Source organism: Selenomonas sp. oral taxon 137 str. F0430, assembly GCF_000183625.1.
Classification (GTDB): Bacteria; Bacillota; Negativicutes; order Selenomonadales; family Selenomonadaceae; genus Centipeda; species Centipeda artemidis.
Genome location: NZ_AENV01000006.1, coordinates 289563 through 302094, shown reverse-complemented (window position 1 = coordinate 302094; position 12532 = coordinate 289563). Strand labels below are relative to the sequence as shown.

Annotated in this window: 14 protein-coding genes and 2 pseudogenes; 6 read left to right on the top strand and 10 right to left on the bottom strand. The window is 47.4% G+C overall.

Annotated features, from left to right (window positions below):
• The 5 genes and pseudogenes from HMPREF9162_RS12720 to HMPREF9162_RS11920 all read right to left on the bottom strand — a co-directional run.
• A partial coding sequence (locus tag HMPREF9162_RS12720) for a transposase (RefSeq protein ID WP_254655359.1) occupies positions 1-303 on the bottom strand: 303 nt, incomplete at its 3' end.
• A complete protein-coding gene (locus tag HMPREF9162_RS12715; RefSeq protein ID WP_254655358.1) occupies positions 290-472 on the bottom strand; it encodes a transposase in 183 nt (60 codons plus the stop codon). The genes HMPREF9162_RS12715 and HMPREF9162_RS12720, both read right to left, overlap by 14 nt.
• Positions 417-770: pseudogene (locus HMPREF9162_RS12710) on the bottom strand (transposase); the annotation flags it as partial. The gene HMPREF9162_RS12715 and the pseudogene HMPREF9162_RS12710, both read right to left, overlap by 56 nt.
• Before the next feature lie 8 nt (positions 771-778).
• Entirely contained in the window at positions 779-1024 is a 246-nt protein-coding gene (locus HMPREF9162_RS12705; RefSeq protein WP_009438491.1) for a conserved domain protein, read from the bottom strand.
• Between the two features lie 146 nt (positions 1025-1170).
• Positions 1171-1773, bottom strand: coding sequence for an AAA family ATPase (locus tag HMPREF9162_RS11920; protein ID WP_083801389.1), 603 nt, complete (start codon positions 1771-1773; stop codon positions 1171-1173).
• A gap of 50 nt (positions 1774-1823) precedes the next feature.
• Between HMPREF9162_RS11920 and HMPREF9162_RS05210 the strand changes: the two are divergent.
• Positions 1824-3059: pseudogene (locus tag HMPREF9162_RS05210) on the top strand (IS256 family transposase).
• Here HMPREF9162_RS05210 and HMPREF9162_RS11915 read toward each other — a convergent pair.
• The 3 genes from HMPREF9162_RS11915 to HMPREF9162_RS05200 are packed head-to-tail and all read right to left on the bottom strand — an operon-like array spanning position 2941 to position 6081.
• Positions 2941-4806 carry an AAA family ATPase gene (locus tag HMPREF9162_RS11915; RefSeq protein ID WP_071586903.1) on the bottom strand — a complete coding sequence of 622 codons (1866 nt, stop codon included), beginning with the start codon at positions 4804-4806 and terminating at the stop codon, positions 2941-2943. The pseudogene HMPREF9162_RS05210 and the gene HMPREF9162_RS11915 overlap by 119 nt on opposite strands.
• Positions 4807-4825: 19 nt before the next feature.
• A complete protein-coding gene (locus HMPREF9162_RS05205; protein ID WP_009438404.1) occupies positions 4826-5467 on the bottom strand; it encodes a hypothetical protein in 642 nt (213 codons plus the stop codon).
• 8 nt (positions 5468-5475) lie between these two features.
• Positions 5476-6081, bottom strand: a complete 606-nt coding sequence (locus HMPREF9162_RS05200; protein WP_217490385.1) for a hypothetical protein — start codon at positions 6079-6081, stop codon at positions 5476-5478.
• A 380-nt stretch (positions 6082-6461) separates the two neighbouring features.
• Here HMPREF9162_RS05200 and HMPREF9162_RS05195 point away from each other — a divergent pair, with 380 nt between their 5' ends.
• From HMPREF9162_RS05195 to HMPREF9162_RS05175, 5 genes are all read left to right on the top strand, one after another.
• On the top strand, positions 6462-7052 hold the full coding sequence (locus HMPREF9162_RS05195) for a hypothetical protein (protein WP_037350256.1): 591 nt from the start codon (positions 6462-6464) through the stop codon (positions 7050-7052).
• A gap of 81 nt (positions 7053-7133) precedes the next feature.
• A complete protein-coding gene (locus HMPREF9162_RS05190; RefSeq protein WP_009438439.1) occupies positions 7134-7385 on the top strand; it encodes a hypothetical protein in 252 nt (83 codons plus the stop codon).
• Positions 7385-8512: a DUF2800 domain-containing protein gene (locus HMPREF9162_RS05185; protein ID WP_037350254.1), complete on the top strand. Its 1128-nt coding sequence runs from the start codon at positions 7385-7387 to the stop codon at positions 8510-8512. The genes HMPREF9162_RS05190 and HMPREF9162_RS05185 overlap by 1 nt, the downstream gene beginning before the upstream one ends.
• A 1-nt stretch (position 8513) precedes the next feature.
• A complete protein-coding gene (locus tag HMPREF9162_RS05180; RefSeq protein WP_009438471.1) occupies positions 8514-9071 on the top strand; it encodes a DUF2815 family protein in 558 nt (185 codons plus the stop codon).
• A 65-nt stretch (positions 9072-9136) separates the two neighbouring features.
• Positions 9137-11074, top strand: a complete 1938-nt coding sequence (locus HMPREF9162_RS05175; protein ID WP_009438426.1) for a DNA polymerase — start codon at positions 9137-9139, stop codon at positions 11072-11074.
• Positions 11075-11118: 44 nt separating this feature from the next.
• Here HMPREF9162_RS05175 and HMPREF9162_RS05170 read toward each other — a convergent pair whose 3' ends face one another.
• Both HMPREF9162_RS05170 and HMPREF9162_RS05165 read right to left on the bottom strand, forming a co-directional pair.
• Positions 11119-11742: a hypothetical protein gene (locus tag HMPREF9162_RS05170; RefSeq protein WP_009438445.1), complete on the bottom strand. Its 624-nt coding sequence runs from the start codon at positions 11740-11742 to the stop codon at positions 11119-11121.
• Positions 11743-11905: 163 nt separating this feature from the next.
• The gene (locus tag HMPREF9162_RS05165) at positions 11906-12319 is read right to left on the bottom strand and encodes a peptide deformylase (protein WP_009438507.1); all 414 of its coding nucleotides are present in this window, start codon (positions 12317-12319) and stop codon (positions 11906-11908) included.
• Positions 12320-12532 lie beyond the last annotated feature (213 nt).

Genomic DNA, 12532 nt, shown 5'->3' with positions numbered 1-12532 from the left:
AACCCCCATAGAGAACTTGAATATCGGTGTTATGACGTCCCAATGATCGTACCATCTCCGCATGGCCGCTGGATAATGGGAACTCCATTTTTTATCTGCCTCTTCTAGTCTTTTGAGGGCGGTCTTTTCATCAGGAGCCGTGTATATGCTGCGAAGATCCTTGGCAAAGAATTTCATGTCCTTATGCGCCACATATTTCAGGGTATTGCGTACCATGTGTACGATGCAGCGCTGATGCTCCGTTTCCGGAAAGGCCGCCTCTACCGCTTCCTTGAGCCCGCTGAGCCCGTCAGAGCAAAGGATAAGAACATCTTGAACCCCCCCGATTTTTTAGGCTGTTAAGAATGCCAAGCCAATATTTGCTGCTCTCATTTTCTCCAATTTCAATGGTTAAGACTTCTTTTCGCCCGGCATCGTTAATCCCTACAACGACGTAGGCCGCAAGTTTGCTTACGATGCTGTCCTGACGCACGGAAAAATGGATGGCATCCAATGAAAACGATCGGGTAAACGCTGACAAGGCAGCGGTTCTGCCATTCCTCAATGTGGGGCAGAATCTTATCGGTTACGTCGGATACAAATCCTTCCGATGCCTCAAAACCGTAGATGTCATTGATCGTTTCGGAAATCTGTCTCGTAGTCATTCCCTTGGCATACATGGATATGATTTTCTGATCAATCGCAGAGATATCCTTCTGCCGCTTTTTTACCACCTGTGGTTCAAAAGAAGACTGCCGGTCTTGGGGGACTTCAATCCGAACGCTCCCATAGCTGCTGTTTAATGTCTTGGATTTGTACCCATTGCGAGCGTTCTCATTGGCGGAGCGTTGGGATTTTCGTAGCCTAAATGGCTGTCCATTTCCACCTCCATCATTTCCTTGATGGTTCCACCCAGCAGGTCTTTTAGTGCGTCTTGGATGTCGGATGTGCTCTCAATGTCATACTCTTGAAAGAGCTGCTGAATGATCGCTCTTTTCCCATCGGTCATTTTGACTTTGTGAACTTCTTTTTGTTGTTTTGCCATAAACAAAGACCTCCCATGATTTGATTTTACCATAGAAGTCCTTATTCCTTCGAGTCAGAAGTTTTTACAGAATTTCTTTCACACACTCTTTTCTCGCATGATAAGGACACATAGTGCCTGCTACACTTCTATGCATCTGATATAGTTTATAGCCCGACCATCATCTCAAAATGCTGTTCTTGTCCCATGTGTTGGAAGATCATTCTAAAGGTATCGCGGCACTTATCGGTATCAGAGCAATCGTCCACATAGTGCATATCGTCGTTGATGGCATATGCTGTGCTTGAAATGTAGGATAACATGGAAGAAGCCATATCGAACTTTGTGTAATCATTATCACATATAAACTCCTCCTTGTGATCCTCGAGTATGCGTTTCCTCAGTGACTCTCCTTCGTATCCGCAAAGTTGTAGGAAGTAATACTCTAAAATTTGGCGGATAATATTCATCAAAGGGATGGGGGAGGAGACTTCTTTGTATTCCTCCCATAGTGCTGCATAGGAATTTTTGACAGGGTTTACGTTCATCTGCTCTGAAGGGCAGTTGGGATTTGGGCATTCGCACAGACGGATGGATGATTTTCCATCACGTTTCTGAATGAGATAGAAGGACACAAAACGGTATCGCTTCACATGAGGGTAGGAAACTTCCCTATGGAAATACGCGTTGTGTGTGAGTATAAATATCTGCTTGATGAAGTTCCCTGCAACGAGGGGAGTGTATAATAAACTGTGTAAGTAGGAAGACAGCTTAGGAACACTCCCGGTGAGGGGAAGTCAAAAACTAAGGAGGAACCCTTATGTCAAAGAGGCTCCCACGGCGCGGTGCAACGCTCGCTAAGGCAATTATCGAAGAGTATCAGCCCAAGAGTGTAGAAGACATGCAAAACGCCCTCAAAGAAATCTTCGGTCCCATGTTTGAAGCCATGCTCAACGGCGAGATGGAAAACCATCTCGGTTACATGAGCAACGAGCGCAGCGAAAAGGATACAGCAAATCGCCGCAACGGATATACCCCCAAAGTCCTCAAAACCTCGGCAGGCGAGGTTCCCATCAGCGTCCCAAGAGACCGTGACGGCTCTTTTACACCGCAAATCGTTCCCAAAAGACAGACGGACGTTTCGTCCATTGAAGAAAAGTCCTCGCGATGTATGCCAGAGGAATGAGTCAGCGAGACATCTCCTCCACCATCGATGACATCTATGGCTTTATGCTCAGTGCTGAGCAAATCTCGCATATTACAGACAGTGTGCTTGACGAGCTGCATGAATGGCAAAATCGACCGCTCAAGGCATTTTATCCGTTTGTCTTCGTTGACTGTATCTATGTTTCAATGCGCGGTGACAAAGGCGTATCTGATCAAGCGGTATATGTGATCCTCGGATATGACCTAAAAGGCAAGAAAGACGTTCTAGGGCTATGGATGGGCGATACGGAAAGCAAACATCACTGGATGCAGGTATTTGACGAGATCAAAGCACGCGGCGTACAGGACATCGGCTTCATATCAATGGACGGAGTGAGCGGCCTGGAAGACGGCGCAAAGTCGATCTTAAGAACGTGGTGGTACAGCGGTGCATTGTCACCTGATACGCAATTCTCTTAAATACGTTCCGAGCAAGGATTACAAGGCATTTACGGCACAACTTAAAAAGATCTATGGGGCAGTTAGCCTTCGGGCTGCACAGAGCGAATTTGAGAAATTCTGTGAGACTTGGAGCAAGTATCCGGGCGCAATTCGCGTATGGAAGGACAACTTCCGGCATGTTGAACAACTTTACCAATATGGCAGTGATGTCCGTCGTGTCATGTACACAACAAATGCGATAGAGAGTGTCAATGCAAGTTTTCGCAAAGTAACGAAGCAGGGGGCATTTCAAAGCGAGACGGCTGTGTTCAAGGTGCTTTACTTACGGATCAAGGAGCTGTACAAGAAATGGAAGGGACACTCCATTCAGAACTGGGCGATTGTGATGAATCAACTCTGTATTGATGAGCGGGTCGGACAGATGATCCGAAAATATTCCGCTCTATAAGAAACTTACACACTTTACTTGACAAACCCGCAACGAGGGCGTTCCGATTGTCCGCATTGTTCCTACAGATTTCGATCATCTTTCTGACCAGTGCGCCTACGACAAACAGAGCCTTACTGTCCATACTGGAAACGGGATCGTCGATTACAACGATTTTATCCTTGAACTCTCCGTCTGCATTTGAGCTTCCAAACACGAGCTGCTGGAAATAGAGGAAGGCGATGAAGTTCTTCTCTCCTTCGCTGAGGTTCTCTGCAATTTCTCCTGTATCGGTGCGGATGACCTCATAGTTGATAGCGGCCTTGTTCGCTTCTTTATGTGGGCGCACTGCAAATCCTTGGAAACCGGTATCGCGCAACATCGTATTGATGGCGTTCATGGCAGTTTCGGTTTCCACGGTCTTGCTGCTCAGTGTACGATATTCTGTTCGAAGTCTTTGTAGAACAGCGCTCTGTTCATCGATGATTTTTTGTTGTTTTGTCAACTCCTGCTCAAAAGCCTTCTCGCTCCTTGTATACCCGTCGATGACGTCTTTGAGAGTAAAAGCAATATGCTCAAACACAGCTTTTGTGCAGTCCGCTTTCTTCTTCGGCCCGGCTGCAACAAGCTCGTTATTTGCGTCGATGAGCTTGTTATAGCCTTGAATCATCGTTGATAATTCAAGGAGCAGAGGCGCAGTTTCTTCCAATGTAACGACCAAAGCGGGGGATTCTACTTTCTCTTTGATTTTATCGACGTTTGATTGAATGGCGGCTTTTATAACGGTGAACTTCTCATTATAGGGCGCTACATCAACCGAAGGATATATTTCTGCCGGCAGCTTACTTAATGAAATGAAGAGTTGATTGGCAGATGCCCTGTATGTCGAGAGAAATTCATTGAGTTTTGAGAGGCTTTCGTTGTATTGGTCATCAAAGCTTGCGGACAGCATCTCTTCAAAATTGCAAGGAAGCTCCTGCATACAATAGGGGCAGTACCCCTCGGCTGCTGCATGATACGCATCATGTCCCTGACGCACCCATTGGATTGAACCGACCTTTTTTAGAAAGTCTGCAAATGGTGTATTTGAGGTATTTACGATTGCTTGACCCAGAATTTCCTGTCCTGCCAGAGAATCCAGAACGGCAGGATTGTCAAGTTCACTGAAGGGGGGATAGGTTTTTGCGGATGTCGAATACACGGACTCGTACATTCGCTTCATTTCATCTATGTTATGTTCGATAGGAGAATGTGCTGTTACAGCCTCGGTGAATAGCTTTGCTCTTTTCTTTCCATCCTGGGTCTTTTCAAAAACAGTTCGTAGTTCGCCTGACTTTTTCCAACACTCCTTATACATTTTGTCGAGGAGATTGTCCTTCTCTTTTGTTTTCTCATCTTTTTTTGCTGCCGCCTCGGCAAAGAGTTTATTTGCAACAGTTTGCTCTTCTGTATTTTTGTCGAGCTGCTTTTGTATGTCCACATTTATTTCGTTGATCGTGAAAACGCCCGGAAGATTATGGTAGCGATTCATGTTACCATCAATGAAATTTTGATCAAATACATGGATGATGTAATCCGAGAACGATTTTCCCGGGGCATAGGAGACGCCGATACCTTTTCCGATTGCACCGGCGAGGGTGGATTTTCCTGTTCCGTTGTTGCCGAAGAAATAATTGATATAGGTAGGAAAAACCTCAGTCGTGGTTCCTTTGTAGCTGGCGTCGTCCAGTACGATTTTTGTGATCTCGCATGGAAGTTTTGTTGACATAACGCTTCCTCCTTTATCACTACGGTCGCGGCATATTTGAAAGGTTGATGACATCGAAAGCCTTAAAAAGATTCACTTTATGAACCGACCATGCACTGCGGTTTAAATCTGTAAGAGCACATCCCATGTTGAGGTCAAAGTAAATAGAGGCGGGATTTTCACATAACTTTTGTTGGGAAAACACAGCTAGGGGACAAAATGAAATTTTGATATTTCTGCCTTCTTTTTTTATTCGTTTGATATAACCGTATATTGCCCGTTGTTTGGCATCTGTCACGCCGTGATATTCTGTATTTTCGTTACATATCAGAGCTGGAAATGTTTTCAACTCCTCAATGCCAGCTTCAGATAAGGCGGCGCATCGGTCGTATATTTCCGAAGGAGCATGGCTTGGGGTCAAAGCTTGGTCAACGGGAATGATGAGCTCGTTGCTCGTGAAAATATCTTCTGTCGTTGTGACAATCAGCTGATAGTATTCTTTGCTGAAGTTCTGTATGGCGATAAGCTGCTCTGTATTCTGCTCCGAAACTTGCAACGGAGATGGGGATATAAGATTAATCACACCGTCGGCATGATTGAATATATTGATGTTTTTATCACCAGTCTGGTTCAGATTGTAAGCAGCCGGCTGCACGGGAGAAATGCGTGACAGTTCGTTCATAGACAACCTCACAGATTGAAAGTCATTGTACCGTTATTTGTCAGATTGACATTGTTGGTTCCGTTCTGAACCACATTTGTCTGATGATGGATAACGGTTATTTTATTGTCCGATTCATCCAAAACAGCTGTTCGTCCATCATCCGCTTCTTCATGAGGCTCCTCAGAGGATTTTCTCTGGGGTGCTTTTCTTGTTTTTGAGGCTTCTTTTCGGAGAATACTGGCGAACACAACAGAAAGTTCCTCCCCTATATTGAAGGGGGTGGCATCAGATAAAACATCGGAGAAGTTCTTGCATAAGGAGTCTCTCAATGCATCTGAGGGAAGTTCGTCTATATAGCTGATAAAATTTTCTGGTTCGATGTAAGGTGCCAGTTCCTTTGCAAGTTTGCTGACAGTTCTCTTGCCGTTGAAATAGGACTTATAAGTGTCGTTTGTGTGCTTATCAAGGATTTCAGCAGCGGCTTCTGTAGTTATAGAAGAAAGCATGGATTTTGCAAAAGTATAAGTGCTGCTCCCTTCCCCAAGGATAGGATAAAGACGGCTTACAAACTCTGTAAATGTCATATTGAGCCTTTCTGCCGAAGCGTCCCAAAGTGTACCGAGGAGTACCACAGCGTCCCCGAGTGTACCGCCCCTGTGTCTTATACTGAAGTCAATTCAAAAGAAAGTGTTGATGACTGTGAGAGGAGATGATGTCTAAATTATAACACGAGCAAGAGTTTATTTTCTTGTTTTTTATGAGAAAAGATAAAGATTTTATTTCAAATGAACTGAATCGGATGATTCAGCTCACAATCTCAAAGCCTTGAGATGGCCATTAAAGGCGGCGGGAACATACGAAGACCATGCTGCGCATACGCAGCGCATATGGCACTTCGATGTCCCACCGTTTACCGCTATGTCCATTTTTAGGTAATTGCGGCCGGTGTACGTCAAGTGCATCGGCCTTCGTTGTATCCCGCTGACCTCGTTCAGACAGAAAGGATACAACGATGAAAGAATTTATTTTGATGGAAGTCACTGCTGAGACAATTCGTGATTATGGTATTTCCTGCAATGAAGTTGAGTGGTGTCGAATAGGAAATCGTAGGGTACAGGTTGTGAAAGTCTTAGCTACATACGAGGTCTCCACGTTTTATAAACGTTCAGTATTACGTGAGCAACAGCAAGAATGTCGAGCAAAGTATTCGTGCATATACAAGAATCGCAAAAATGAGTGCGACCACGACTGCGAGAGTTGTACACATCCTGTGTACCGAGAATCGTGGATTGGAGTTGTGAAAGAAGAAATATTCATTTCAGAGCTGCTGGAAACTACTTGCATAAAGAGGCTGCTGATTGAAGCACTCATCACCGAAGTCAACAAACTTGCTCCGATGGATCAGCTCCTCCTTAAATTGATTGGTGAAGCTGTATCGGAGCGTGAGATTGCAAGAATTATGGGTGGGAGATCAAAGACGGCTATCCACAAGAGGAAAGAAAAACTTTTCGTGATGCTCCGAAAAAAACTTGAAAATACGGTGACCATTAAGCCGCATTCTGTCTGCACTCTAGTGAAAGGGGGAAAGAGAACTGTGAGGTAAAACTCACCGTTGGTCTTCCGGCGATCAGACAGATTGCCAAACTGCCGAAAGAAACTCTGTTTATGAAAGGAACCGATGAAAATGGTTGATTTGAAAAACCTGTCCAAAGTGCTACGTGATGCAGCAGATGCACTCGAAGCTGCTGTGCCGCAGCTCAAAGAAACTGTAGATAGTGTAAGTCTTGAAGATGTTCGTGCCGTTCTCGTGCGTAAGAGTACGGAGGGAAAACGCGAGGCGGTCAAGGATCTTATCACAAAGTATGGAGCGGAGCGTCTGAGTGACATTTCACCCGATGCCTTCGTTGCCCTCCTCCAGGAAGCGGAGGGGATTTGATGGGGGCGCACGCACTGCTCTCACCGTCGGCGGCGCATCGGTGGGTACGCTGCCCGCCGTCCGCTTGTCTTGAGCGCGAGTTTCCGTCTTCGCCGAGCGAAGCCGCCGCTGAAGGAACAGCGGCGCATGCGCTCTGTGAGCACAAGCTCCGCAAGTTTCTAAAACTGCGCAGCAAACGACCGCACTCGGATTTCGAGGACGATGAGATGGAGCGCTGTTCCGATGCGTATGTTTCGTTCGTGCAGGAGCAGATGGGAGAAATCCCGTCCCCGATGGTGCTGGTTGAGCAGCGGATCGATCTCACACGCTACGTTCCGGAAGCATTTGGGACGGCGGACTGCATCCTTGTCGGCGGGGATATGCTCCATGTCATTGACTTCAAGTATGGCATGGGCGTACTCGTAGAGGCGGAACACAATCCCCAGATGATGCTCTACGCACTCGGCGCATTGGAACTTCTCGACGGAATTTATGATATCCAGAAAATCTCCGTGAGTATCTTCCAACCTCGAAGGGAAAATGTATGCACATGGTCGCTCCCCAAAGAAGAGCTTCTGCGTTGGGCGAGGGACGATCTTGTGGAGAAAGCGCGCCTCGCCTATGCGGGCGAGGGAGAATACTGCGCAGGCAAATGGTGTACGTTTTGCCGTGCAGCTGTTCGGTGCAGGGCGCGTGCGGAGGAGAAACTGCGGCTTGCCAAAGAGGAGTTCAAGTATCCACCGCTCATTACGGACGAGGAGATTGAGGACGTTCTCGGAGAAATCCCGGAACTCATCAAGTGGGCAAATGCCATTCTCGCCTATGCGACGGATGCGGCGCTCAACCACGGCAAGGAGTGGACGGGCTTCAAGATTGTGGAGGGGCGTTCCGTCCGCAGGTACAAGGATGAAGATGCCGTTGCCAGGGAGGCAGAATCGGCAGGGTATACGGACATCTTCGATAGGAAACTCATTTCACTGACCCAGATGGAAAAATTAATGGGAAAGAAAGCATTTACAGATATTCTTGGCGGTCTTATCGAAAAGCCGCCCGGAAAGCCGACACTCGTCCCGATATCGGACAAGCGTTCGGCGATTCACACAGGTAATGTCCAGTCCGAATTCAAAACTATTATGGAGGAAAACTAAAATGGCAATGAAAAACAACAACACGAAGGTTATCACGGGCAAGGTTCGTCTCTCCTATGCACATGTGTGGGAGCCGGTATCCATCAACGGCGGCGAGGAGAAATACTCCGTCAGCCTTATCATTCCGAAATCGGATACCAAGACGGTCAAGGATATTCAAGCGGCGGTGGATGCTGCCATCGAAGCGGGAATCGGCAAGTTCGGCGGGAAGAAACCGAACAAGGGCGCAATCAAGCTGCCGCTACGTGACGGCGATGTTGAGCGTCCCAATGACGAAAACTACAAGGATGCATACTTCATCAATGCAAATGCGCGGACGGCTCCGCAGATTGTGAACCGCAAGGTTCAGCCAATTTTGGATCGCGATGAGGTGTACTCCGGGTGCTATGCGCGCGTGAGCATTACGCTCTATGCATTCAACTCCAACGGGAACAAGGGCATCGCCTGCGGACTCGGGAACATCCAGAAACTCGAGGATGGCGAACCCCTCGGCGGGCGTTCATCGGCAGCATTGGATTTTGAGAGTCTTGACGGTGAGGATGAGGATTTCCTCAGCTGACCAATCGGATTTTGCAGGAATGGGCGGCGGCGCAAGCCGCTGCCTGTTTTTATGGGAGAAGAGATATGAAGTCCATCAGTATCGATGTTGAGACATTTTCAAGCGTACCGCTTGCCAAGGCGGGCGTATATAAGTATGCGGAATCGGAGGATTTTGAAATCTTGCTGTTCGGATATTCTGTGGATGGAGGAGAAGTGCAGGTTGTGGATCTGGCGAATGGGGAAGAGATCCCGAAAGAGATTCTTGCGGCACTAACGGATGAGACTGTCACAAAATGGGCGTTCAACGCCATGTTTGAGCGCGTATGCCTTTCACGGCATCTAGGCATTCACCTAAAACCGAACGCATGGCGTTGCTCCATGATTTGGGCGGCAACGCTTGGACTGCCGTTATCTCTAAAAGATGTAGGGGCTGTGCTGTGGCTTGATCGGCAGAAGTTGGAGGAGGGGAAAGACCTTATACGGTATTTCTGTGTCCCGTGCAAGGCGACCAGGAGCAACGGCGGCAGGACACGTAATCTTCCTGCAGATGCTCCCGAAAAATGGAAACTATTCACGGAATACAACAAGCGGGATGTGGAAACGGAGATGGCAATTCAGGCGCGGCTGAAGAAATTTCCTGTGCCGGAGAGTGAGTGGGAGAACTACGTCATCGACCAAGAAATCAATGACCGTGGGATTTTGGTAGACACCACATTTGTCACACAGGCGATCTGCTGCGATGAGCGGAGCAAGGCGGTCTGCCTTGAACGGGCGCAGAATCTCACGGATCTTGAGAACCCGAACTCTCCGCTTCAGCTTATGGACTGGCTGCACGGGAAAGGACTCTCGGTGGAATCTCTTGCAAAGAGTGAAGTGACCAAAATGCTTAAAACAGCAACGGGAGATGTGCGGGAGGTATTGGAACTGCGGCAGCAACTATCCAAGACAAGCGTCAAGAAGTATATGGCAATGGAAGCGGTCACGGGAGCGGATCACCGTGCGCGTGGATTGTTCCAGTTTTACGGTGCAAACAGAACGGGGCGCTTCGCGGGGCGACTCATTCAATTACAGAATCTGCCCCAAAACCATCTCGCGCAGCTGAAGGAGGTTCGCACACTTGTCAAAGACGGTGATTTCGAGCTTCTGGATATGCTCTATGACAGTACCTCGGATGTTCTCTCGCAGCTTATCCGCACCTCATTTGTGCCACACCCCGCCTGCCGCTTCGTTGTCGCTGACTATGCTGCCATCGAAGCAAGAGTCCTCGCATGGCTTGCAGGGGAGCAGTGGGTGCTCGACGTGTTCCGAGAGCATGGGGACATATACTGTGAAACGGCATCGCGTATGTTTCATTGCAAAGTTGAAAAGCATGGCGAGAATGCAGATCTGCGCCAGAAAGGGAAACAGGCAGTTTTGAGTTGTGGATACGGCGGCTCCGTCGGCGCTCTTGTTGCGATGGGCGCGGTCGAGTCCGGAATGAAGGAAGAGGAGCTTCAGCCTCTTGTGGATCTCTGGCGTGCGTCAAATCCACATATCGTGCAATTCTGGTGGGATGTGGATCGTGCCGTCAAGACCTGTGTGAAACGACGCGTTGAAGTAGAAACACATGGCATTCGTTGTGTGTATAAGAGCGGCGTTTTGTTTATACGATTGCCGAGTGGCAGAGAACTTGCGTATGCGAAGCCGCGCATCGGAGAGAATCGATTCGGAGGGGAATCCGTCACCTATGAAGGTCTTGGTATGACAAAGAAGTGGGAGAGGATTGAAACCTTCGGCGGGAAACTTGTTGAAAATATCACACAGGGAACAGCTCGTGATCTGCTCGTCTTCGCAATGAAACAGCTTCGAAACAGGGGCTTTGACATTGTGATGCACGTTCATGACGAAATCGTACTCGAAGTCCCATACGGAGTTTCGTCGGTGGAGGAGATATGCTCCATCATGGCTGAGAATCCACCGTGGGCGAAGGGGTTGCCGCTTAAGGCGGATGGGTATGAGTGCGAATTTTATCGGAAGGACTAAATAAATCAGGCAGACTGCGAATGTTGCAGTCTGCCTGATTCATGCTAGAGCTTACGAATGCCAAACCATCGTGCATTTTGATCCCAAAAGAGCTGCAGCCGTAAATCGACTGCAAATTTTCGTTGATACTGGAACTGCGCTCCTGGCGGCATGTACTCATGTTGACTTGTGAGCAAGAATCTGCCAGTGCCGTCCTCGTTGATGGCTGTCCGTATCTGATGCCAGTCTCCCGAGGTATATCCCATCTGTGCGAGACTGTCAATGGAGACAAAGCAAACCCAGTTACCGTCTCTTTTTCCAACGATCCAGTATCCACAGTTTTTGGCATGAGCCCCTCGGTCTGCGATGATTTCAAAAAACTTCATACTGGGATTCGTTGTGTAAACTTCGCGCACGGCGTATCCGATACCCGCATTTGTACCGTCGTAGCCGGTAAAGGACATATAGTCATGTCGCCCGTCACGACTCATTAGTTTGAGAACCCCACTATTCAGTGTCACAAACTTTAAGGATTCGTTGTCATAAGAGGCGTTGACTTCCTTGGTGTTCATGTAAAGGAAGGTGGCTTTTCCGGGCGTGAGGAAGGGAGTTTCCTGAGCATATACAGTACCCCAAAGGGAAAAGACGAATAGTGCCAATATGGACAGAATACGGAACAAATATTTCATAGTAGTATCCCTCCTGCATCTTTTTGGACAAAGAGCTTATTTTTCCTGTGCATATATTCTTTTTTAGAGATATTTGGTCTCTATCCCGTCAATTGGCATCGCTTGATATGTAAGGCAGTGTTTAGCTCACGCAAACAAATAGAGCCTAAAATCTCCAAAAATCTCATATCAGAATGCCGTTGCAGTGGTCAATCTCATGTTGAATGATCTGAGCCGTAAAGCCCGAGAACTTGTTTTTCTGTTTGCGAAACTTTATGTCGCGGTATGTGACTTCAATCCACGTATGACGCATGGTTTTCCGCTGTCCGGGGAGGGACAGGCATCCTTCCTCCGTTTCATATTGTTCCGTGGACGATTTTACAATCTCCGCATTCAGCATAACAAGATGAGATTTTCCAATACATACAGCGATGATGCGCTTCTTCTCTCCGATCATGTTGGCAGCAAGTCCGACGCAATGTCCGACGTGGGATTTGAGTGTGTCGAGCAGATCGTTTGCAATGGAGAGATCGGATTTCACAGCTTCCTCCGATGGCTGTCCCAGAAACATGGCATCTTTGACAATAGGTCGTACCATCTGTCTCCTCCTTTATTCGTTTTAATATTCGCGTGCACAAACAAGTTTTCCTGCAAAGAGGTTATGAAGGATTTTGAACCATGAATATTTGTCAAAATAAATTTGATTGAAAAATTTTTAAGAAATGGTGACCACATCCCCTTTTTCTGTCTGCACTCTTATGAAAAGGGGATGTGATTTCCCCGTGATTAAAAAGGAGAAATTTATGCAACA

Coding starts and splice junctions, on each gene's coding strand:
- HMPREF9162_RS12705 (WP_009438491.1), bottom strand. CDS start 1,024: ATGGCAAAACAACAAAAAGAAGTTCACAAAGTCAAAATGACCGATGGG.
- HMPREF9162_RS11915 (WP_071586903.1), bottom strand. CDS start 4,806: ATGTCAACAAAACTTCCATGCGAGATCACAAAAATCGTACTGGACGAC.
- HMPREF9162_RS05205 (WP_009438404.1), bottom strand. CDS start 5,467: ATGAACGAACTGTCACGCATTTCTCCCGTGCAGCCGGCTGCTTACAAT.
- HMPREF9162_RS05195 (WP_037350256.1), top strand. CDS start 6,462: ATGAAAGAATTTATTTTGATGGAAGTCACTGCTGAGACAATTCGTGAT.
- HMPREF9162_RS05190 (WP_009438439.1), top strand. CDS start 7,134: ATGGTTGATTTGAAAAACCTGTCCAAAGTGCTACGTGATGCAGCAGAT.
- HMPREF9162_RS05185 (WP_037350254.1), top strand. CDS start 7,385: ATGGGGGCGCACGCACTGCTCTCACCGTCGGCGGCGCATCGGTGGGTA.
- HMPREF9162_RS05180 (WP_009438471.1), top strand. CDS start 8,514: ATGGCAATGAAAAACAACAACACGAAGGTTATCACGGGCAAGGTTCGT.
- HMPREF9162_RS05175 (WP_009438426.1), top strand. CDS start 9,137: ATGAAGTCCATCAGTATCGATGTTGAGACATTTTCAAGCGTACCGCTT.
- HMPREF9162_RS05170 (WP_009438445.1), bottom strand. CDS start 11,742: ATGAAATATTTGTTCCGTATTCTGTCCATATTGGCACTATTCGTCTTT.
- HMPREF9162_RS05165 (WP_009438507.1), bottom strand. CDS start 12,319: ATGGTACGACCTATTGTCAAAGATGCCATGTTTCTGGGACAGCCATCG.